The organism is Paraburkholderia sp. DHOC27 (assembly GCF_003429005.1).
GTDB lineage: Bacteria > Pseudomonadota > Gammaproteobacteria > Burkholderiales > Burkholderiaceae > Paraburkholderia.
Genome location: NZ_QVQV01000003.1, coordinates 703,803 through 724,758, shown reverse-complemented (window position 1 = coordinate 724,758; position 20,956 = coordinate 703,803). Strand labels below are relative to the sequence as shown.

Annotated in this window: 17 protein-coding genes and 1 tRNA gene; 15 read left to right on the top strand and 3 right to left on the bottom strand. The window is 59.9% G+C overall.

What is annotated here, in order from left to right:
• The first annotated feature begins 117 nt into the window (after positions 1-117).
• Both D0B32_RS15250 and D0B32_RS15245 read left to right on the top strand, forming a co-directional pair.
• Positions 118-2,757, top strand: coding sequence for a tetratricopeptide repeat protein (locus tag D0B32_RS15250; RefSeq protein WP_117334774.1), 2,640 nt, complete (start codon positions 118-120; stop codon positions 2,755-2,757).
• A complete protein-coding gene (locus D0B32_RS15245; protein ID WP_117334773.1) occupies positions 2,754-3,578 on the top strand; it encodes a hypothetical protein in 825 nt (274 codons plus the stop codon). Before D0B32_RS15250 ends, D0B32_RS15245 begins: the two co-directional genes overlap by 4 nt.
• Before the next feature lie 89 nt (positions 3,579-3,667).
• On the opposite strand, the gene D0B32_RS15240 is transcribed toward D0B32_RS15245, so the two are convergent.
• Positions 3,668-5,425, bottom strand: coding sequence for a methyltransferase domain-containing protein (locus D0B32_RS15240; protein WP_181969811.1), 1,758 nt, complete (start codon positions 5,423-5,425; stop codon positions 3,668-3,670).
• Between the two features lie 347 nt (positions 5,426-5,772).
• Here D0B32_RS15240 and D0B32_RS15235 point away from each other — a divergent pair, with 347 nt between their 5' ends.
• The 11 genes from D0B32_RS15235 to D0B32_RS15185 all read left to right on the top strand — a co-directional run bounded on the left by D0B32_RS15235 (position 5,773) and on the right by D0B32_RS15185 (position 16,029).
• Positions 5,773-6,903: a DegT/DnrJ/EryC1/StrS aminotransferase family protein gene (locus tag D0B32_RS15235; RefSeq protein ID WP_117334771.1), complete on the top strand. Its 1,131-nt coding sequence runs from the start codon at positions 5,773-5,775 to the stop codon at positions 6,901-6,903.
• Positions 6,904-6,919: 16 nt separating this feature from the next.
• Complete coding sequence (locus tag D0B32_RS15230; protein ID WP_259295009.1) at positions 6,920-7,603, top strand: WbqC family protein; 684 nt, start codon at positions 6,920-6,922, stop codon at positions 7,601-7,603.
• The gene (locus D0B32_RS15225; protein ID WP_117334769.1) at positions 7,600-8,232 is read left to right on the top strand and encodes a trans-aconitate 2-methyltransferase; all 633 of its coding nucleotides are present in this window, start codon (positions 7,600-7,602) and stop codon (positions 8,230-8,232) included. Before D0B32_RS15230 ends, D0B32_RS15225 begins: the two co-directional genes overlap by 4 nt.
• The gene (locus D0B32_RS15220; RefSeq protein WP_117334768.1) at positions 8,232-8,891 is read left to right on the top strand and encodes an acetyltransferase; all 660 of its coding nucleotides are present in this window, start codon (positions 8,232-8,234) and stop codon (positions 8,889-8,891) included. The genes D0B32_RS15225 and D0B32_RS15220 overlap by 1 nt, the downstream gene beginning before the upstream one ends.
• Before the next feature lie 8 nt (positions 8,892-8,899).
• Positions 8,900-9,850: a hypothetical protein gene (locus tag D0B32_RS15215; RefSeq protein ID WP_117334767.1), complete on the top strand. Its 951-nt coding sequence runs from the start codon at positions 8,900-8,902 to the stop codon at positions 9,848-9,850.
• Positions 9,847-10,569: a phytanoyl-CoA dioxygenase family protein gene (locus D0B32_RS15210; RefSeq protein WP_117334766.1), complete on the top strand. Its 723-nt coding sequence runs from the start codon at positions 9,847-9,849 to the stop codon at positions 10,567-10,569. Before D0B32_RS15215 ends, D0B32_RS15210 begins: the two co-directional genes overlap by 4 nt.
• Before the next feature lie 109 nt (positions 10,570-10,678).
• The gene (locus D0B32_RS15205; protein ID WP_117334765.1) at positions 10,679-11,518 is read left to right on the top strand and encodes a phytanoyl-CoA dioxygenase family protein; all 840 of its coding nucleotides are present in this window, start codon (positions 10,679-10,681) and stop codon (positions 11,516-11,518) included.
• Positions 11,515-12,297 carry an FkbM family methyltransferase gene (locus D0B32_RS15200; RefSeq protein ID WP_117334764.1) on the top strand — a complete coding sequence of 261 codons (783 nt, stop codon included), beginning with the start codon at positions 11,515-11,517 and terminating at the stop codon, positions 12,295-12,297. The genes D0B32_RS15205 and D0B32_RS15200 overlap by 4 nt, the downstream gene beginning before the upstream one ends.
• A gap of 238 nt (positions 12,298-12,535) precedes the next feature.
• On the top strand, positions 12,536-14,050 hold the full coding sequence (locus D0B32_RS15195) for a UbiA family prenyltransferase (RefSeq protein WP_404935552.1): 1,515 nt from the start codon (positions 12,536-12,538) through the stop codon (positions 14,048-14,050).
• A 10-nt stretch (positions 14,051-14,060) separates the two neighbouring features.
• Positions 14,061-14,423, top strand: coding sequence for a ligand-binding protein SH3 (locus D0B32_RS15190; protein WP_117334763.1), 363 nt, complete (start codon positions 14,061-14,063; stop codon positions 14,421-14,423).
• Between the two features lie 88 nt (positions 14,424-14,511).
• Positions 14,512-16,029, top strand: coding sequence for a hypothetical protein (locus D0B32_RS15185; protein WP_117334762.1), 1,518 nt, complete (start codon positions 14,512-14,514; stop codon positions 16,027-16,029).
• A gap of 90 nt (positions 16,030-16,119) precedes the next feature.
• On the opposite strand, the gene D0B32_RS15180 is transcribed toward D0B32_RS15185, so the two are convergent.
• A tRNA-Arg gene (locus D0B32_RS15180) sits at positions 16,120-16,195 on the bottom strand.
• Positions 16,196-16,481: 286 nt separating this feature from the next.
• On the opposite strand from D0B32_RS15180, the gene D0B32_RS15175 reads away from it, so the two are divergent.
• Positions 16,482-17,390: a cytochrome c5 family protein gene (locus D0B32_RS15175; RefSeq protein ID WP_117334761.1), complete on the top strand. Its 909-nt coding sequence runs from the start codon at positions 16,482-16,484 to the stop codon at positions 17,388-17,390.
• 107 nt (positions 17,391-17,497) lie between these two features.
• Here the strand turns inward: D0B32_RS15175 and D0B32_RS15170 are convergent, their stop codons facing one another.
• A complete protein-coding gene (locus D0B32_RS15170) occupies positions 17,498-19,582 on the bottom strand; it encodes a UvrD-helicase domain-containing protein (protein ID WP_117334760.1) in 2,085 nt (694 codons plus the stop codon).
• A 226-nt stretch (positions 19,583-19,808) separates the two neighbouring features.
• Between D0B32_RS15170 and D0B32_RS15165 the strand changes: the two genes are divergently transcribed.
• Positions 19,809-20,861, top strand: coding sequence for an oxidoreductase (locus D0B32_RS15165; protein ID WP_117334759.1), 1,053 nt, complete (start codon positions 19,809-19,811; stop codon positions 20,859-20,861).
• Positions 20,862-20,956 lie beyond the last annotated feature (95 nt).

Sequence of the window (20,956 nt, the reverse complement as noted above, 5' to 3'; positions counted from 1 at the left end):
CAATCGACCAGAACGGGCGCCGCTAGACTATCGCAAGGTCAATGCGTCCGCCTTTCGTCCGTGCTCCAGCCAGGCGGTGCGGGGCCCGCGCGCGTTGCCAGGCACCCAAGGACACCCATGACTACCGATGTCGAATTGCAGCAGCTCGTACCTGATCCCCTGACCCAGGCGGTGGCTGCCGCGCTACCTGACGAACTCGACGCGCTGGCGAACGAATTTGTCGCGACCATCGAATCCCTGTCCGCCAGTAATCTGCATGACAACGCGGAAGCGCTTGCGCAGCAGATGGTGCAGATCGTGCCGCAGCACGGCTATGGCTGGAAAACGCTGGCCTACGCGCATCTGCGGCGCGGCGATCTGGCGAGCGCGGCCATCCCGCTGCAAAACGCCGCCGCCCTGTTGCCCGACGATGCCACCGTGCAGCTTCATCTGAACGCCGCGCTCGCGATGCGCAACGGTCTCGCGGCAGACGCCCGCGGCGAATATGCTGAAGCAGGCGCGTGTTATCAGACCGTGCTCGCCACGTACCCCGACCATCCGGACGCGAACCACCGGCTCGGCGTGATTGCGATACGTCTGCAGCAACCCGAAGCGTCGCTGCCGTATCTGGAGAAGGCGCTGGGCGGCAATCCGAACAATCTGCAGTACTGGGCCAATTACATCGACGGCCTGTTGCAGGCGGACAACCTGAAAGCGGCGTGGGTCGTGCTGGAAATGGCTCAGCAGCGTGGCCTTTCGGGACCGGTGATCGACCGGCTGATCGGCATCATGACGCATGTGACGACGCAGAAGACCAGCAAGATCGCCGTGCAGGCAGGGAGTGTTGCAACGGCAACGCCCACTATCGCACTCTCGAGTCCTTCAGCCGAAGCCACGGCAACGGCGGCTTTGGCACCGGCCGGCAACGCGTCGAATAGCACCAGCCAGGCAGAGCACGCAGGTAATGCATTACCCAGCGAGCAGGAAATGCGCGCCCTTGGTGAACTGTATAACGGCCAGCAAGTGCAGAAAGCCATTGCCAGCGCCCGCACCTTCACCGCACGCTTCCCACGCCACGGCTTTGGCTGGAAAGTGTTGTCGGCGTCGTTGCACAAGCTGGGGCAGTACGACGAAGCCCTCACCCACGCGCTGACCGCGCTCGAATTTTCCCCCCACGATACCGACGTCGTGCAGATCGCGGCCGGCGTATTGCTGTCGAAAGGCCGCTACGAGCAGGCAGAGAAGCTCGCCCGTCAACTGCTGGAACTACGCCCCGACTATGCGGAAGCGCACCGCATCATGGGCATTCTGATGAGCTATACGGCGCAGTATGCCGAAGCAGAAAAGTTCTGCCGCAGGGCACTCGAACTGGCCGGACCATCGGGCATTACGTGCAATCCGCTCGGCGTGACGCTGATGAAGATGGGACGCCTCAAGGAAGCCGCGGACGTGTTCCGTCAGGCGATTGAAGCCGACCCGGACAGCGAACTCGCCTACAGCAATCTGGCCTTCTGCGTGACGCACAGCGACCACGCCACGCCCGCAGAAATCTTCAGGGAGCATCGACGTTTCGCGGAACGCTTCGAAGCGCCGCTCAAGGCGCACTGGCCGACGCATCACAACACACGCGAGCCGAATCGCCAGTTGCGGGTCGGTTTCATCTCAGGCGATTTCTGCCGCCATGCGATGGCCAACTTCTTCGAGCCGGTGCTCGTGCATCTTGCGCGCGACACCAGCCTCTCGCTGCACGCTTATTCGAACACGCAGATTCACGACGCGACCACCGATCGTTTCCGCGGCATGTTCGCGCACTGGCATCACATTGTCGGCATGACCGATAAGGCCGTGGCCGAGATGATTCGCGCGGACGGTATCGACATTCTGATCGACCTTGCCGGCCACACCGCTGAGAACCGCCTGCGCTGCATGGCGAGCAAACCGGCACCGCTGCAGGCGAGCTGGATTGGTTATCCGGGCACGACCGGCCTCGATGCGGTGGACTACTTCTTTGCCGACCGTTACTGGGTCCCCGAACAGTTCCGCAGCCAGTTCTCCGAGCAGATCGCCTACATTCCCGCCGTGGCTCCATTCGAAGCCGACCGGCATTGCCCGCCGCTCAATTCGTTGCCGGCGCTGCATAACGGCTACGTGACGTTCGGCAGCTTCAACCGCCTCGACAAACTGCAGCGTGACGTAATCGCGCTGTGGGCGCGCGTGCTGCGCGAAGTGCCGAACTCACGTTTGCTGATTGGCGCGATGCCGCGCGATGGCGGTCTGGGCGAACTGGTGGAATGGTTTGCCGAGGAAGGCATCACGCGCGAGCGGCTCGACTTCCGCTCGCGTGCGAGCGTAGCGGTTTATCTGCAACAGCATCATCACGTGGACATCTGCCTCGACAGCTTCCCGTTCTCCGGTCTCACGACCGTGCTGCACTCGCTGTGGATGGGCGTGCCCTCACTGACGCTGCCGTCGGACACCGTACCCGGCCGCAGCGGCTTTACCGCGATGTCGCACGTTGGACTGCCGCAGTTCGTAGCGACCGACAAGGACGACTACGTGCGCCGGGCCGCGAGCCTCGCCGCCGACCTCCCAACGCTCGCCGCGCTGCGTTCCAGCCTGCGCGAACGTTGCGAGCAATCGCCGATGTTCCGCCCGGAGCGCATCGCCGACGGCATGAGCCGCGCATTGCGCGTGATCTGGCGGCGTTGGTGCGACGGCCTGCCCGCAGAATCGTTCGACATCGCAGAAGACCAACCCTTGAGCGCGGACCATTCGTGAAGAACGACATTTATCAGATCTTCTACTCGGATGAAACGCGCCGCATGGTTGCGCCGGACTTCATCCCGCTCGACAACAGCGGACAGCGTCCCGACTGGCGCGAATACTGGCCGATGCGGCGGTTTTTCCTCGAAAACACGCTGGACCCGGAAGCGCGCTACGGTTTCTTCTCACCGAAGTTCACGCTGAAGACGCGACTGACGTCGGCGCAAGCCAGGGAGTTCGTCGACAGCACGCCGGATGACGTGGACGTCATCACGTTTTCGCCGTTCTTCGATCAGGCCGCCTTCTTCGATAACGTGTTCCACCATGCGGCCGCTTGCCATCCCGGCATCGAGCATGCAATCAATGGAGCACTGCGTCTGATCGCCCCGGATCTGGACATGACCGCGACGTTCATGAGCTCGGTGCAGACCGTGTTCTGCAATTACCTGATCGCGAAGCCTGCGTTCTGGCAAGAGTGGCTGCAAAAGTGCGAAGTGATTTTCAACGCCGCCGAAGCGCGTGACACGGAACTCGCGCTGCGCCTCAACGCGGAAGTGAAGTACGAGCAGCAACGCGCGCCGGCCAAGGTGTTTGTCATCGAACGCATTCCGTCGCTGATTCTGGGCACGCAGCGTCAATGGAAAGTCCGCAACTTCAACCCGATGACGCTGCCCATTGCAAGCGAGCCGCTCAGCCGTTTCGGCGCTGATCTGGTCGCGCTGGATGCGTTGAAGTTCGCTGCGAATGCAACGGGGTTTCCGCAATATGTGACGGCGTATTTGCAGCTGCGCAGTGCGGTGAATGAGAAGCTGAAGACATTGCCTCGCAGCGCTTAATCGTGAATGGGCGCTAGCCGCCAGCAGTCCCACCTGTTCTCACGAAGCAAGGGCACCAGCCGGAAATTCCGGCGGTGCCCTTGCTGTTTTTACGCCAGGAGGTGCGGCGTCTCAGCCGCTTCGCTCTCCACGCTCACAGCCGATGCATTGTCAGCAGCCTGCTCGAATCGTGGCGCAACGCCATTCACGAAGAGAAAGAACGGCTCCTGCCCGTTCACACCGAACTTCTCGGGATCGGTATCACCTAGCACCGTGGCGTGCGGATACAGGTCGCCATTCAACCCGGCGGCGCGGAACAGATCGGGCATGTTGGCGCCGAACAGCCGCACGTGGTCATCCTGGCCAAAGTAACGGATCGCGAATGGCGTGGTTGGCGGGCGGTTCAGCTCAAACGTGTATTTGAGCACCGGCGAATACGGCGTTTGCGCCACGAGATGGCCGTCAGGCGCAAGGCAGCGACGAAACTCGGCCAGCGCGCGTTCGGGATCGTCGACGTGTTCAAGCACGTGATTGCAGATGATCAGATCGAAGCGGCCATTCGGAAAGTCCAGCGCTTCGACGTTGATCTTGCGGTGATGGGGAAGACGCGGGTGCAGGTCGCCTGCAATGTAGTCGAGCGGTTGCAACGCGCGAATGCGCGGCTCGATCATCCCCTCTGGCGCGAGGTGCAGCACACGTTTATGTTGCAGGTTGTCGAGCACGCCTGATCGGGTCAGGTAGAGCCACAGGTGCCTGTCGCGATCGTTGCAATGGCACTTGGGGCAAATATGCTTGTCGAGCCGCGAACCTACACCTTCGACCTGGGTAAGGAACTCGACATCGAAGGTCCCGGCCAGCGGATGCGGTAGCCATGCGCCAACGGTCTGCTCGCACACCGCGCAGAAATTAGACACGCGTGCCGCGCGTCTGCGCGCATCCACTATTGCACGGGCATTCGCGATATCCGCCTGGAAGCGGGCCGATTCGAACAACCCGGCCGCCGGCCGATCCGTGATCTCATCGAGGTTCGCCAGTAACGGCTCAATTTCCTTGAGTTGCAGGTTCCCAAACGCGTGCGTGTAAAACACCTTGATACGATCTCTCGCCTCGGGCAGCATGCTTTCGGGAAGATTGCCGGCCGCCGCTTCGCCGCGGACGAACATCTCCCACTCGTAGAAACCGGCACTCATGATCGGGCTGCTCTGGCCGGATTGCTGTCCGCTGTGCTGCCGGAAGCAGCTCAGGTGGCCGCGCACCGCGACCAGCGGCGCACGCTCCGCAAGATTCAGATACATGCCGACGTCCGCCAGAAAATCGAGTTTCTGGTCGCGGTAGTTCATCACCGTCGAAATATCGACCTTTTCGCGCACCAGCAAGATGTTGCTTGGTTCGCCGACGAAATTGCCCAGCTTTGCGACCATCTCCCGTGCGAGCAGCGGGCGATCGATCAACGCCATCTCACCTTCTGTGATGAGTGTCGGCGGGACGCTGATGACCTTGTCATTGCCATCAATGAACGCGCGGTCGTGAAACGCAAGCGCGGACTCGGGAAATTTGCGCAACGCGTTGACCAGCGCTTCAACCGACGTCGGCATGAGGATGTCGTCGTCGAACAGCCACTTCACGTACGTTCCGCTGGCACGCTCCCAAAGCCGCTGCGAATTACGGAAACCATCCTGGAAGCCATGATGAAAGTACTGAATGCGCGGGTCGTCGAAGCGCGCCACGATGTCCTTCAGATGGCCGTCGGCGGTATCGTCACCGATCAGAATCTCGACATCCTTGAACGTCTGGGTTTGCGCGCTCGCCAACGCTTTCACCAGAAAGTCGGCCTTGAATGCGGGTATGAGGATGCTGACGGTCGCCATAGAGCGGATCTTTCCTTGAAATAACCAACGCCGTGCCGCCCCGCCGGGACTGGATGCGTGCGCACCCCGCATCACGCGCGTGCTGCGTACTTGTCGAGATGGTTAGCTTAACGGCGCGTCGCTCCCACTGATCTGCAGAACAGTGGGAGATTTCCGGGTCAATTTAACGCCGAGAGCGCGCCCAGGACCTGCCTCATTTGGTGGAATTGGCCGTCTTTCCGGCACTTGATTGACCGATAGGACGAGTGGCCCCGATGTAACACTGTGCGAAATAGTGGCCGGGCGTACGCATACGGCCCAACGTCACGCCCAATCGGGCAAGGCCAGCCCTGAGACGAAAGGTCCATATGGATAAGTTCATACCCGTCACGCAACCGTACCTGCCCCCACTGGAAGAATTTCTGCCCTATCTGCAGAAAATCTGGGACAGCAAACTGGTCACCAACGGCGGCCCCTTTCACGCCCAGCTTGAACAAGCGCTCTGCGACTACCTCGGCGTCGAACATCTCTCATTGTTCTCCAACGGCACGCTCGCGCTGATCACCGCCCTGCAGGCGATGAAGATAACCGGCGAGGTGATCACCACGCCATTCAGCTTCGTTGCCACGACTCACGCACTTCACTGGAATGGAGTACGTCCGGTCTTCGCGGACATCGACCCGCGTAGCATGAATCTGGATCCCGAGAAAGTGGAAGCGGCAATCACGCCTCAGACAACCGCAATCGTTCCCGTGCATGTTTACGGCAACCCCTGCGAGGTGGAAGCGATCGAGCGAATTGCGGATACGTATGGCCTGCGGGTTCTGTATGACGCGGCACACGCATTTGGTGTGAAGAAGAATGGGCGCTCCGTGCTCCAGTTCGGCGACATGTCCGTACTGAGCTTTCACGGAACCAAAATCTTCAACACCTTCGAGGGCGGCGCCATCATTTGCCAGGACGCGAAAACGAAGCGTCGAATCGACAACTTGAAGAACTTTGGCTTCGTCGACGAAGTGACCGTGATAGGGCCCGGTATCAACGGGAAGATGAATGAAGTACAGGCCGCCTTCGGTCTGCTGCAGCTTCAGCACATGGATCACGTCATGGCTGCCCGCGCGCGGATTGCGGAACGCTATCAATCTGCATTCCGAAATGTTCATGGTCTGATCTTGCACGAAGTGCCAGCACACAGCACGCGAAACAATTCATACTTTCCCATCCGGATCACGCGTGAATTCCCGATTACGCGAGATGCTTTGTATGATGCGATGCGAGAGAGGAGCATATGGGCACGCCGGTATTTCTATCCGCTGATTAGTGAGTTTCCGACGTATCGTGGGCTGCCATCCGCATCGCGCTCCAACCTGCCCGTAGCAAGCGAAATCTCCCAGCAGGTACTCTGCCTGCCCATTTACCCTGCGCTGGACGTAAAAACACAGGACAGCATCATTGATATCGTGCTCACTGCGGCAGGTCTGAATCAGCATGCAAGCTAAGCGCAGCCTCGCGATCATGCAGCCGTATTTTCTGCCGTATCTCGGGTACTTCCAGCTCATGGCGAAAGTCGACGCGTTCGTGCTTTACGACGACGTCGCCTTCATCAACCGAGGCTGGATCAACCGGAACCGCATCAATATTCAAGGCTCGGCGCATATGCTGACCGTTCCTCTGGCACGAGCCAGCCAGAACCGGCTTATCTGCGACATCGACATCAGCGACGATACGACCTGGCGCAACCGCACGCTCAAGTCGATTCAGCAAGCGTATTCGCGCTCTTCACAGTTTTCCCGCGTATTCCCCCTTGTCGAAAGCATCATCCGCTATCCGGCTGACAATCTCGCTGTTTATCTGTCACACAGCCTGATTGCGCTGCGCGATCACCTTGGTTTGAAGACAGAAATCATCCCCACGTCACGTCGCTACGGAAACGCGACGCTCAAAGGACAGGACAGAATCATCGATATCTGCCGGATAGAAGGCGCTGATGACTACATCAATGCCATCGGTGGCGTCGAACTGTATGACCGCGCCGCGTTCGACGCACATGGCACGAAGCTGTCGTTTCTCACGCCCACGTTGCGCCCTCACTCGGAGGAAAGCTCTGCGTTCTTGCCTGGCCTGTCGATCATTGACGTACTCATGCACAACGATCCGCTTGCCGTGACCGATCAATTGCAAGCCGGAGTTCTGGCATGACCGCCGACTATCTTTCCATTGTCCGCCACTACGAGGACTGCCTGGCACAGTTCGGCGACTCGCATCGCGGCGTAGACTGGCCTAACGCGGCAGATGCAGAGAGACGCTATCAGGTCATGCTCGATCTCGTGCGCCCTTCGGCTACGGACAAGACACTTCTGGACTTCGGGTGTGGCGCGTCCCATCTGTATCAATACATGCTCGAGCACCACGTGCCGGGCTTGCAATATGCGGGCCTTGATGCGTCCGCCGCTTTCTGTTCGTTGTCGCAGCAAAAGTATCCGCACAATCAATATTTCTGCATCGACGTGCTCGCCGAGCCTGAGGGCCTCGAGGAGTTCGACTACGTCGTTATGAACGGGGTATTCACGGAAAAGCGCGAATTGAGCTTTGAAGCGATGTTTGAGCATCTGCGACGAATCGTGACGCTGGTGTTCAACAAGGCTCGTTGCGGGATCGCATTTAACGTAATGTCCAAACAGGTGGATTGGGAACGCGATGACCTGTTCCACATGCCGATTGGCGACCTGACCGACTTCATCGCCAAGAGCCTTTCTCGGCACTACGTGGTGCGAAACGATTACGGCTTGTATGAGTACACCGTCTACGTGTACAAGGAACGTAACTAATGGCTAACGTCGTTATCTTTGGGCTGCAGGATTACGCTGAGCTGGCCCACTACTACCTTGAGCACGACTCGGCTCACAGCGTCGTCGCATTTTGCGTAAACCGCGACTATCTGCCCGAAGACGGTCAATACAAGGGCGTGCCGGTGGTTGCGTTTGAAGGCATCGAAAATGCCTACCCGCCAGGCGAATTCGAGTTTTTCGCGCCAATGTCCCCCAAACATATGAACCGGGATCGCGAGCACGTGTTCAATGACATCAAGGCCAAAGGCTATTCGATGATCAGCTACGTCAGTTCACGTGCGACTCGCTTCGATAACCCGATCGGCGAAAACTGCTTCATCCTGGAAGACAACACGCTCCAGCCTTTTACGAGTATCGGCGACAACGTCGTGCTGTGGAGCGGCAATCATATCGGGCACCACGGACATATCGGCGATCACGTCACGATGACCTCGCACGTCGTCATGTCGGGTCACTGCGAAATCGGCGCTTATAGTTTTCTTGGCGTGAACGCCACGTTGCGCGACGGCATCCAGATCGGTGAAGGCACGTTTGTCGCGATGGCGTCCGCAGTGATGAAAAGCACGGAACCGTGGTCTGTCTACAAAGGCAATCCAGCGGTAAAGCTCGCTATGCCAAGCACCGATCTGAAGTTCTAGAGCACGAGATGTCGACCATTCAGTGGCTAAAGCGCGGGCTAATCTACGCCCCCGATAACCGTCTGCCCTGGGCTAGCTCGCACGCGCAAATTCCGACCGTGGCGCAACTCAGTGGTGACGTGTTGCAAATTCTCTTTAGTAGCCGCGACGCGCAAAATCGCAGCCGCATTGCACGGCTCGACGTCAACAGCAACGATCTGACCGAAGTGCTGAGCGTTCAACCGGCTCCCGTGCTGGACCTGGGAAAAACCGGTACGTTCGACGACTGCGGAACAATGCCATCTTGTGTGGTCGAGAACGACGGCCTTCTCTACCTTTACTACATCGGCTGGAACGTTCGCAACACGGTGCCTTATCACAATGCAGTCGGACTCGCGATCAGTGAAGACGGCGGACAGTCATATCGCCGGTTGTTCGATGGCCCAATCATGGACCGTACCGCCGAGGAGCCTTATTTCTGCGCGACCACCTGCGTGCGAATCGAAAATGGCATCTGGCGAAACTGGTATCTGTCGTGTACGGGATGGGACCATATCGATGGGATCGCGGAGCCGCGCTACAACATCAAATATGCCGAATCGCGCGATGGGATTCACTGGGAACGCCAGGCACTCGTTGCGATCGACTACGCCGACGTGAACGAAGGCGGTCTCGTGCGTGCATCCGTCCATAAAGAAGGCAACGGATACAAGATGTGGTATTCGTACCGCGACCGTGCGGGCTACCGGGAAAATCGCGCAGCGAGTTATCGGATCGGATACGCCGAGTCATCGGACGGAATCAAATGGGAAAGGCTGGATGACCGCGCAGGAATCGACGTGAGTGCGTCAGGCTGGGATTCGTTCATGGTGGCCTATCCGGAAGTCTTCCAGGTGAAAGAGCGCCTGTACATGCTATACAACGGCAACGGGTTTGGATCCACCGGCTTTGGGTATGCCGAAGCTTTGTGCGAGGCATGATGGAACGGGAAATCCAGGTTGTTGCGGGTGATTTTCGACGCCTCGGCTTTGAGATCATCACGTCCCCGACGTCACGTGAACAGGTGAAAACGGTCCGCAGAAAATTCGAAGACCGCGTGTTAGCGAAGTTCGCCGACAACCCAGTCCGCAACAGAAACCTCATCAAACTGCTTGCTGAGGATATTGAGGTCAAGCGCTTCTTTTGCGCGCCGGACCTGATCGACGCATTGAAAGATCGTCTCAGGATGGTCGACCCTATCCAGACCGGTCCGATTGTCACGCACTACACGTCCAGCAATACGACCGGAAACAACTACGGGCTGCCGTACCACCAGGATTGGCCAAGCATGGGCACATCGTCGAACGGCGTCATCGCCTGGACTTCGATCACTGATGTGGGCAAGCAAGGCCCGGGCTTGCGGATCGTTCCAGGCAGTCAAAGTCTCGGCCTGTGGCCAGGAGATCAGACAGAGAGTGGATACGTGTTGCACCAGCAGGAGATCGAGGGCTTCCTTGACCTGGAAATCGAAGCCGGAGACATCCTGCTTATGTCGCCCTTTCTGGTGCACAAAACCCGAACGTCCAGTGCTCCAGACTGGAAACTTTCGCTCTCGTGCCGGTTCGACGATCTTGAATGCAGCGAATGGGACAAACGAAACTTCGTCAGTGCTTACAAGACAACGGTTGACCGGCAAGTCTATCTCTCAGGTCAATCATGACGCGTTGACGCGCCAGCCAGGACGCTCGATTTTGTATTCACGTTTTGTCGCGCTTACGTCGGTCCCATTGCACTGTTGCACTACTTATTGCTAAACCAGTCAAATCGACATGAATCAAACCGCACTTGACCATTTGAAGGCGCTGACCGACACGGGCTACACCGTTCTTCGTCAAGCCGTGACTGAGGACGAAGTGCAAATGCTGCTCGCAGATATACGACGCCTCAATGCCAGCAGGGCGCACGCTGCCGAGATCGATCAGCCTTTCCTGAACCGTGGTCACGACACGTTGTACAACCTGCAGCGAGAGGATGTGCGTTATACGCGCGCGTTCACAGAGAAGCCTCTTGTGATGGAAGTTCTTCGCGGGCTGTTAAACGATTCCTGGTACAAGCAGATTCCGCAAGACCGTCCAAACTTTATCTTGCGCTCGCTGTCCGGGCGAAGCAGTGGCCCCAAGCCGATGCCGTTACACATTGATTCGTTTGTTCCGAGTAACGGCAAGCATTGCATCGCTTGCCAGGTCGCTGTCGTCCTCGAAGACCAGACGCCCGAGCGCGGTTGCACGCTGGCTGTACCTGGGTCGCATCTCTCGGACGAATACGCTGATCAGTCGGCGCTGGCGGTTGCCGTTCCCATTCAAACACAGGCCGGGGATATTGTGATCTGGGACAGCCGGCTCTGGCACGGAGCTTTGGGCAACAGTACTGGCGCGAGCCGCTGGTCTCTCATCGCGACGTTTGTCCGTTGGTGGATGAAGCAGAACTTCGACATCACGGGCACATTGCCCGAGGGAATTTACGAGCAACTAACCGATGACGAAAAAGCGGTCCTTGGCTATTGTTCGCTTCCTCCGCGCGACGAAATGGAACGCCCCGACATGAAGACGGGACATGATCAATTGAAAACGAATGTAGCGGGCTATCGCAGCAACGGAGTATCAGCATGAAAACATGGAAGCACGTTCCCGTTGAAAGCCTCGTAAGTGCCGACGTGCTGGCGCAGGCAGAACAATTCGCGCTTGGGAAGTACACGTACGAAAGCCAGGTTCGTGGCCTGAACTTTCGCTGGCTTGCGCTGAGCAAACGACTTCTCTGGATGGCGGCGGGCATCGAGCATATCGAGCCTGAGCTGCTGGACTGGATCGACCAGATTCCGGAATCTTCGAACTACTACGATTTCGGCGCGAGCAACGGCATTTTCGCGCTCTATGCGGCCAAGCGGAAGCTCAAGGTCGTCGCCATCGAACCTGACCCATCGAACTATTTTCTGTTGTCACAAAACGCCTTTCTGAACCGGGGCGATGACGTCGATATTTCCGCCTTCAACGTCGCGGTGTCGGATCGGTTTTCCGTCGGCAAGCTGTATATCCACAACATGGATCTAGGCACGCACGAGAAAATCGTTGACGCGCCCTTGACCGTGTCGGGCGAGTCGTTCGTTCCGCAGCACGTCCATACAATCCAGCTCGTGCATTTCGACGCGTGGATCAAGCAGCTTGGGCTACCTGCACCCAAGTACATCAAGATCGATGTGGATGGTCACGAAACGCCGGCAATCGACGGTGCGACTGAATCGCTTCGCGGCTGCAAAGAAGTGTTCATCGAGATCGAAGAGGCGAAAATGGCGGAGTTGAGCGCCAGGTTCGAGCAACTCGGCTTCAAGTTGATAGCGAAACATCAGGTTCAAAAATACGAAGGACTCTGGAACTGCATTTTCGCTCACTGACCGCCGGGGGCGTATCGACGCCGATGGTCGGCCTCGCTGAAACGTCGCAGACGCCGAACCCGTTAGCCCAGCCTCCTCGGGGCTTCGTGGATCCTTCAGCCCCACGTGACTTCGGCGCAATGCTACGCGGCGCCCGCCCCCCGTACCACCCGGTAAGCAGACAAAAATCGTCCGCTAGCGCACATACACGGCCGATCCACTCCCCCAAACTGTTTCCGGGCTTTCAGGGGAGCGAAAAGTGCAAAAGGATGCGATCGCGATCGACCTGCCCTTGGCTTACGAGCGCGAGCGAGTCGATGCAGAGCCGGTGAAAATCGATGCCGGAATCCCCGAGGATTCCGATCTATTGCCGTTGTGCGTCGATCTGGACAAGACGTTCACCCATACGGATTTGCTGTTCGAATCGTTCCTGGTACTCGTCAAAAAGAACCCCCTTTATATTTTCCTGTGTGTTGCCTGGAGGTTGAAAGGCAAAGCCTGGCTGAAATCGCAGATTGCTGTGCGCATCAATCTGGACGTCAGCGTGCTGCCGTATAACGTCGCGTTGCTGGAATATCTTCGTGCGGAACAGGCTCGTGGCCGTACGCTTTATCTGTGTACTGCCACGAACGCAGGCCTCGCGCAGGCAATCGCCGATCACTTCGGGATTTTCACCGAGGTGCTGGCCAGTTCGGATTCGCTCAATCTTGCCGGTCCGAACAAGGCGGCGGCATTGGTGAACAAGTTCGGTCGGAGGGGGTTCGATTACTGCGGCGACTCCAAAGCCGATCTACCCGTCTGGGCGCTCGCGCGTCGGGCGATGGTGATCGGCGACAAGCGCATGGCCTCAGCCGCGCGCAGGGTCAACCCCAACGTCGTACTTATTGAAAAAGAAGGACCGCTGCTGCGTTTGATCGCGAAAGAAATGCGGATTTACCAATGGGTCAAGAACCTGTTGATTTTCGTCCCGCTGCTGGCTTCGCACCGCTTTACAGACGTCAAATCAATCATTGCTGCAGCCATCGCATTCGTCTCGTTCAGCCTGTGCGCGTCGTGCGTCTACCTGATGAACGATCTGCTGGATCTCGATGCCGATCGCCGTCACGTGCGCAAAAGCAAGCGTCCCTTCGCGTCCGGCCAGTTGTCGGTGTCGCTCGGCATCAATCTGGCCGGGGCCCTGCTCGTTGCGAGTGCCGCACTAACCGCGCTCTTGCCGATGTCGTTCGCGTACGTGCTTGCCGGATACTTCGTCGCGACGCTGAGTTATTCGCTATTCCTCAAACGCCACATGCTCATCGATGTTTTCACGCTCGGTGCGCTTTATACGGCGCGCATCGTCGCGGGCGGCGCGGCGGACGGTATCCCCCTCTCATACTGGCTCGTGCTCTTCTCAGGACTGCTTTTCCTGAGTCTCGCCATGGTCAAGCGGTACACCGAACTCGACGCGCTCGTCCGCAATGGGAAGACCGCTGCGGCTGGCCGTGGCTACATCGCGCAGGACATCATGATTCTGTGTGCGTTTGGCACGGCTGCTGCATACGCGGCCGTGCTGGTGCTCGCGCTTTACATGAACTCCGCTGAAGTAAATGTCCTATACCGTCACCAGGCGCCGCTGTGGGTGCTATTCGGATTACTGCTCTATTGGATCAGCCGGGTCTGGATGCTCGCCTTTCGCGGACAGATGAACGACGATCCGATCGTTTTCGCCGTGAAAGACCGGACGAGCCTGATTACCGTCGGCCTGTGCGTGGCCGCTGTCATGCTAGCTATCTGACTGCCTTCTCATGCCGATCTTCCTGCTCTTTGTCAGCGGTTTGTGTAGTGCGCTTGCTAGCGTTCTGCTGCGGATGGCCAGCCAGTATGGGGCCGTCCATGGCGACCTTGCCGACCTCGTGCTTTCCCGGCCAACGATGATGCGAGTCGGCGCGCTTGGCGCATACGGCATCGGCTTCGTGCTTTACGCCATAGCGCTCAGGCGAGTCGAACTCAGCGTGGCGTACCCGTTGATGGTGGGTACCACCGTAATCCTTCTGTTCCTGTTCAGTCTCATGAGCGGCGCCGGTCTGAGCCCGAGAACGGTGGGCGGAGCCGCGCTGCTAATGGCCGGCATCTGGTTTCTCTACTCGGCAAAGCCTGTATCTGCCTGATACGGTGTAGCACGACGTCGCGTGTCGCACGGCAGCCGTTCGTTGACTCTCAGCTTGTCGCGCTCCTGTCGTAGATAAGGAACGAAAGATGAAGAAACCTTCGGAAAGCAAAACATTGCGGACAGCGTCTTCACGCGGCTGGGTCCTCACTTTTTTCCTCTGCTTTTTCGTTCTGCTTTCAAGTGGCAGGTTGGGTAGCAACGACGCGGGTGGCCAACTCGCTGCGGCCACGCTCCTTGCAACCACCGGCACCCTCGGCACGGCAAACTCGGCCGCGACGTTAGGCTGGGTACCAAGCCCGAACGGCCGTGTCTACGAAGCTCACGATCTCGGCGCCCTCGTGCTGATGCTCCCCAATGCGTGGGTCGCCACGAAGCTGAGCCATGCATCTCCTGATGAGCTGTTCAAGGCACCGCCCTTGCTTGCGAAAGTAGGAACCGCGTTGACCTACGCAGTCGTCGCTGCGATCGGATGCTATTTCCTTTTCCTGCTGTTCAGCGAGTACGCCGAAGGCAAATACGCATTCGTGCTCAGTTTGCTCTTTGCCGCTGGGACGTACTTTCTCCCCTATGCCAAAGTGACATGGGATGTGCTGCCCGCCACGGCGATGATGTGCGTATTCCTTTACTATGCGAACGCGACGCTACGTGTCGATGCACGCGCCAGTGCCTTCGCGGCCGCGGGATTGGCGCTCGCGCTGGTCTGCTCGTTTCGTTATTCCCTGGCGCCGTTCATGGCGATATCGCTCGCGTTGATGGCGTGGCCGCGCCGGGCGCAGTGGCCAAAATACGTCCTGCTGGGCGCAACCTTTCTCGTATTGATGGTGCCGACTTTCATCTACAACCAGGTCCGCACCGGCTCGCCTTTCCGACCCGCCACGGCAACGCCGTTCTATATGAACGGCAACAACTCGCTGGAAGGCAATATCCTGCACGGCCTGCCGGGCCTGTTTTTCAGCGGTAATCATGGCCTGCTGCTGTACGCGCCGACGCTCCTGCTGTTACTCGGCTTACCGTTCATCTGGCGGCGGCTGCCACCCACCCAGCGAAGCCTGATCGCGGCCTCAATGGTCGGCTCGGTCCTGTACATCCTGCTGATCGCGAAGATGGTCAACTGGGGAGCGTTTGGCTGGGGGCCGCGTTATCTACTGCCAATCCTGCCGATCTGGTTTGTGGCGGCTGCGCCTGTACTGGTCGAATTGCGCAAACGCGCGCGCTATGCGGCGGCCGCTGTGATCGTCGCCGCGGCGGCATTGAATGTCGCGCCGGCGACGACGAACTGGGGGGTCGTCGGCGCAGAGTATCCCGGCGCGGATGTCAGCGAAACTGCCACGCCTTATGCGTGGCAAGGTATCTGGGACGGCTTCGGGCAGGGAATCCACGGTCAGATGTTGCACTTCGCCAAATCGGATCCGCAGATCAGCGAACAGGATCTGGCGCGCCGTTTCCCGGATATCTGGACGGCTCGTCTAATCGAAAAATCACGTGTAGGTGGTATTGCCGGCTGGTCGATTATGTTTGCGCTGATCTGCGGCATGGCGCTCTCGTGGCATAGGATCACACGCGGTGATTCTCGAAAGGCTTATTCGGTCCCCACGCCGGTGTAACGAGCGCGGTAGATGTGGCTGACTCAGGCTACGCCTGACGTTGCGCGGTAACCGGAACCGGTCACTGGAGGGGATGCATTTCTGATTTCTTGGCGCGCCCGGCTGGGATCGAACCAGCAACCCCTGCCTTCGGAGGGCAGTACTCTATCCATTGAGCTACGGGCGCTTCAACACGAAAGCGCCACGAAAGCGGCGCTAAAGCGAGACCGAGAGGATACCCGGTTTCCGGGTGCCCGTCCACCGGGCGGCCGTCCGGGCCCCGTCCCGCGCGGGCGGCCCGCCCGCCAGACGGCCCCGCCGATTCGGGTAAACGCCCGCTGAAGAGCCCCCGCCCAGGCTCGCCGCCGCTGAAACGTTGCGTCTATAATCGTCCGTGGCTCATAAACAAAAGAAACAAAGGTCGTTGCCGTCACGCTGTACCGCTCACAATACCCACGGGAGACGAGACAAGCATGAGCGAAGCACCAGAACACGAAGCCCCAATCAAAACCCCCGCACAGCTCATCGCCGCCATCATTGCCGGTTTTGCTGTCCCCGTCGTCATCATCGTTCTGCTCGCGGCCTATGCGGATAACTGGATCCGCACCGGCGCCGGCACCGACAGTCTGGCCGATGCCGAAGTCAACGCCCGCATCGCGCCACTCGCCCAGGTCGACATTCGCGACGCCAACGCGCCGCGCGTCTACAAGACCGGCGAGGAAGTCTACAAAGCGGTCTGTTCTGCCTGCCACGCCAGCGGGGCGGCAGGTGCGCCGAAATTCACCAACACCGCTGACTGGGCCCCGCGCATCGCGCAGGGCTTCGATACCTTGTGGCATACCGCGCTGACCGGCAAGGGCGCGATGCCCCCGCGCGGCGGCACCAGCCCAGACGACTACAGCGACTACGAGATCGCCCGCGCCGTTGTGTATATGGCCAACAATTCAGGCGGCAGCTTCCCTGAACCGGCCGCGCCGGCACCGGGACAAGCCGCTTCGGGTGCGACGGCAGCGGCGGCCGCACCCGCGTCCGGCTCCGCTCCTGACGCTGGTGCCGCGGCGTCGCAGGCCGCCGCAGCACTGGCCGCCATCGCCAGCGTGCCCGCTGCCGCTCCGGCGGGTGGCGCGCAGAGCGCGGACGCCTCGCAGGCCGGCAAGGCGCTCTACACGCAGGTCTGTCAGGCTTGCCACGCAGCGGGCGTGCTCGGCGCGCCGAAGTTCGGCAACAAGGACGACTGGGCGCCGCGTCTGAAAGACCCGATGGACGTGGTCTACAACTACGCGCTGCACGGCAAGGGCGCAATGCCGCCCAAGGGTGGCTCGAACGCCTCGGACGCAGACGTGAAGGCCGCCGTCGACTACATGGTGAGCGCGGCGAAATAAGCCACTAGCCGCATCCAAACGCGGCCCGCAAACAAAAATCCCTGTCGCGCCAAACCGCGTACAGGGATTTTTTTTGCTTTATGACCGGGCTGGCCCGTCACCTTTTTTCAGGGTTTTTGCAGCAACGCTTTCAAGCTGGCTAACCGGTCCTTTGGCGACATGGGCGCTTCTTCTGCCGTCGGCGGCGGCGCTTCGTCCAGGCCCATCTCGGGAATAAAACGCGACGGCTCGCACACCACGGTCTCGCGCGCCCGCTTGCGTTTCTTGCACCAGTTCAGATGCAGACTGCGCTGCGCCCGCGTGATCGCCACATACATCAGGCGCCGCTCTTCCTCGATGCGCGCGTCGTCGATCGGTGCGTCGTCCGAGCCACCGCGATGCGGCATGATGCCCTCCTCGACGCCCACCAGAAACACGTGCGGGTATTCCAGCCCCTTCGATGCATGCACGGTGGAGAGCCGCACCGCATCCGGGTCCTCCTCCTTGCCCTCGAGCATCGACATCAGCGCCACCGTCTGGATCAGACCGAGCAGATTCTTGCCGGTATCGGCAAGGCCGTCGGCATTGTCGTAGCCGGTGGCCTCGGAACCCGCTTCAGGCTCGGGCTTCGTGCCCTTACGTTTGAGCCACTCGATAAACTCCAGCACGTTTTGCCATTTCGACTGCGCCTGCCGCTCGTCGAACGCATCGTAGAGATACGCTTCGTAGTGGATCGCGTCCATCAGGTCGTTGAGCACTTCGCTCGCGGGATCCTTGTCCGCGCGATCCGTCAGACGCTGCATGAAATCGCAGAAAGTGCGCAGCGGTTCGACCTGACGCGCCGACAGCCGCGCCTCGATTCCGCCCATGTACACCGCCTCGAACAGCGACACCTTCGCCTGTCCCGCGAACGACCCGAGCGCCTCCAGCGTGGTATTGCCCACCCCGCGCCGCGGCGTGGTGATGGCGCGGATGAAGGCGGGATCATCATCGGCATTGGCGATCAGCCGCAGATACGCGCAGATGTCCTTGATCTCGGCCTTGTCGAAGAACGACTGGCCGCCTGACAGCACATACGGAATCCGCTCGCGCCGCAGCACCTGTTCGAAGATGCGCGCCTGGAAATTGCCGCGATACAGGATCGCGTAGTCGCGAAACTGCGCGCGCCGCTCGAACTTGTGCGCAGACAGCCGGAACACCACGGATTCCGCTTCATGCTCTTCATCGTTGCAGCCGGTCACGGTGATGGTGTCGCCCATGCCGTGCTCGGACCACAGCTTCTTCTCGAACAGCTTCGGGTTGTTCGCGATGACGTTGTTGGCCGCCGTCAGGATACGCACCGTCGAGCGATAGTTCTGCTCCAGCTTGATCAGATGCAGCTTCGGAAAGTCCTTGCTGAGCTGCCCGAGATTTTCGAGCGTCGCGCCGCGCCAGCCGTAAATGGCCTGGTCGTCGTCGCCCACCGCTGTAAAGGCCGCACGCGGCCCGGCGAGGAGCTTCACGAGTTCGTACTGACACGCGTTGGTGTCCTGATACTCGTCGATCAGCAGATAGCGCAGCTTGTTCTGCCAGCGTTCGCGCACCTGCTCGTTCTTCGCGAACAGCTCGGCCGGCAAGCGGATCAGATCGTCGAAATCCACCGCCTGATAGGCGTGCAAGGTGGCGACGTAATTGCGGTAGACGATTGCGGCCTGATGCTCGTCCTCGTTCGACGCAATCCTTATCGCCTCTTCCGGCATGATCAGGCCGTTTTTCCACAGCGAGATGATCGACTGGATCTTGCGGATAAAACCCTTGTCCGTCGATCCCACCTGCTCCTGGATCATGCCGAAGCAGTCGTCCGAATCCATGATCGAAAACTGCGGCTTCAGGCCGACGTGTTCCGCCTCCTGCCGCAGAATCTGCACGCCGAGCGAGTGGAAGGTGCACACCGTCAGCTGATTCACGGGCACCTTGCGGCCTTCCTTGCCTGGCGTGGTCAGCGTCTTGCCTTCCAGCAGCTTGCCGACGCGCTCGCGCATTTCCGCGGCCGCCTTGTTGGTGAAGGTGACGGCGGCGATGTGGCGTGGCTCGAAGCCTTTCACTTCGATCAGATGCGCGATTTTCTGCGTGATCACGCGTGTCTTGCCGCTGCCGGCGCCGGCGAGCACTAGACAGGGACCATCGAGATAGCGCACCGCTTCGTTCTGGGCGGGGTTCAGGCCTGCGGACATCGTGTGTGGGATGGGTATTGCGGTTGACGGCGGGGCGCTGCGGGGTCGTATCAAATGAAGCGTCCCCGCGCGAGAGCAGCGATGTTAACACGAAGAAACCCGTCGCTCCTGGCAACGATCTTCGAAGCCGCCCGCGCCCAGGCCGCGCGCCTGGCGTGCCACAATGACAGGCCACGCGCCGCCGCCGCGGTGGCAAAGCGGCGCGTCACTTTCGCAGGAAACTCATATGTCTGCCCCGCTGAAAACAGGATTGATGGGTTACGGTTTTGCTGGCGCGACCTTCCACGCGCCGGTCATCGAGCATTGCGGCCGTGCCACCGTCGCCGCGATTGCGACCAGCAAAGCGGATCAGGCCCATGCGGACTATTCGCGTGCCACCGTCGTACCTGACCTCGACGCGCTGCTCGCGCTCGACGACATTGAATGCGTGGTCATTGCCACGCCCAACGACACCCATTTCGAATTCGCCAAGCGCACGCTCGAAGCCGGCAAGCACGTGGTCGTCGACAAGCCGGTCACGCTCACCTCGACCGAAGCGCTCACGCTCGCCAACCTGGCGCTGGCCCGCCGGCTCACCTTCGCACCGTTTCACAACCGTCGCTGGGATGGCGATTTCCTCACCGTTCGCGCCCTCCTCGCGAGCGGCGAACTGGGACGCGTCACCCACTACGAATCGCACTTCGACCGCTTCCGTCCCGACGTGCGGCCGCGCTGGCGCGAGGAGGCATCGCGCGGCGGCGGTCTGCTGTTCGATCTGGGGCCGCACCTCATCGATCAGGCGCTGACGCTGTTCGGCGCGCCAGCCACGGTATCGGCAACGGTCAAGACGCATCGCGACGGCGGCGGCGCGCCCGATTACGTGCATCTACAACTTGGCTACGAGAATCTCGACGTGGTATTGCATGCTACCGCGCTTACCGCACTCGCCCCGCCGCGTTTTGCCATTGATGGCACGCGCGGCAGCTACATCAAGCGCGATCTCGATACACAGGAAGATCAGCTGCGGGCCGGTTTGCGGCCAGGCGACGCCGGTTTTGCGGGCGGCAACCCGGCAGGGACGCTGCGCGTGCTCGACGCCTCGGGTCAGGAAGCCGAGCGCAGCTTGCCGACCCTCGATGGCGACTACATCGGCTTCTACCGCGCACTGGCGGCGACGATTCAGGACGGCGAGCCGTTCCCGGTCACGCCGCAGGACGCGATCGACGTCATGACCATCATCGAACTGGCCGCCCGCAGCCAGGCGGAAGGCCTGCGTTTGCCGTTCGAACGTATCCGCTGATATCCCCTTTCAATTCGTGTCTTACACGACGCGAACTGCTGCTAACAGTTCCGAAAGGAACGTTTCGTTACAATATATTCCCGTCTTGAGGTCAT

What these genes read in the sequence shown, in the direction of transcription:
- D0B32_RS15250 (WP_117334774.1), top strand. Translation starts at nt 118, where the DNA reads ATGACTACCGATGTCGAATTGCAGCAGCTCGTACCTGATCCCCTGACC.
- D0B32_RS15240 (WP_181969811.1), bottom strand. Translation starts at nt 5,425, where the DNA reads ATGGCGACCGTCAGCATCCTCATACCCGCATTCAAGGCCGACTTTCTG.
- D0B32_RS15235 (WP_117334771.1), top strand. Translation starts at nt 5,773, where the DNA reads ATGGATAAGTTCATACCCGTCACGCAACCGTACCTGCCCCCACTGGAA.
- D0B32_RS15230 (WP_259295009.1), top strand. Translation starts at nt 6,920, where the DNA reads ATGCAGCCGTATTTTCTGCCGTATCTCGGGTACTTCCAGCTCATGGCG.
- D0B32_RS15225 (WP_117334769.1), top strand. Translation starts at nt 7,600, where the DNA reads ATGACCGCCGACTATCTTTCCATTGTCCGCCACTACGAGGACTGCCTG.
- D0B32_RS15220 (WP_117334768.1), top strand. Translation starts at nt 8,232, where the DNA reads ATGGCTAACGTCGTTATCTTTGGGCTGCAGGATTACGCTGAGCTGGCC.
- D0B32_RS15215 (WP_117334767.1), top strand. Translation starts at nt 8,900, where the DNA reads ATGTCGACCATTCAGTGGCTAAAGCGCGGGCTAATCTACGCCCCCGAT.
- D0B32_RS15210 (WP_117334766.1), top strand. Translation starts at nt 9,847, where the DNA reads ATGATGGAACGGGAAATCCAGGTTGTTGCGGGTGATTTTCGACGCCTC.
- D0B32_RS15205 (WP_117334765.1), top strand. Translation starts at nt 10,679, where the DNA reads ATGAATCAAACCGCACTTGACCATTTGAAGGCGCTGACCGACACGGGC.
- D0B32_RS15200 (WP_117334764.1), top strand. Translation starts at nt 11,515, where the DNA reads ATGAAAACATGGAAGCACGTTCCCGTTGAAAGCCTCGTAAGTGCCGAC.
- D0B32_RS15190 (WP_117334763.1), top strand. Translation starts at nt 14,061, where the DNA reads ATGCCGATCTTCCTGCTCTTTGTCAGCGGTTTGTGTAGTGCGCTTGCT.
- D0B32_RS15185 (WP_117334762.1), top strand. Translation starts at nt 14,512, where the DNA reads ATGAAGAAACCTTCGGAAAGCAAAACATTGCGGACAGCGTCTTCACGC.
- D0B32_RS15175 (WP_117334761.1), top strand. Translation starts at nt 16,482, where the DNA reads ATGAGCGAAGCACCAGAACACGAAGCCCCAATCAAAACCCCCGCACAG.
- D0B32_RS15170 (WP_117334760.1), bottom strand. Translation starts at nt 19,582, where the DNA reads ATGTCCGCAGGCCTGAACCCCGCCCAGAACGAAGCGGTGCGCTATCTC.
- D0B32_RS15165 (WP_117334759.1), top strand. Translation starts at nt 19,809, where the DNA reads ATGTCTGCCCCGCTGAAAACAGGATTGATGGGTTACGGTTTTGCTGGC.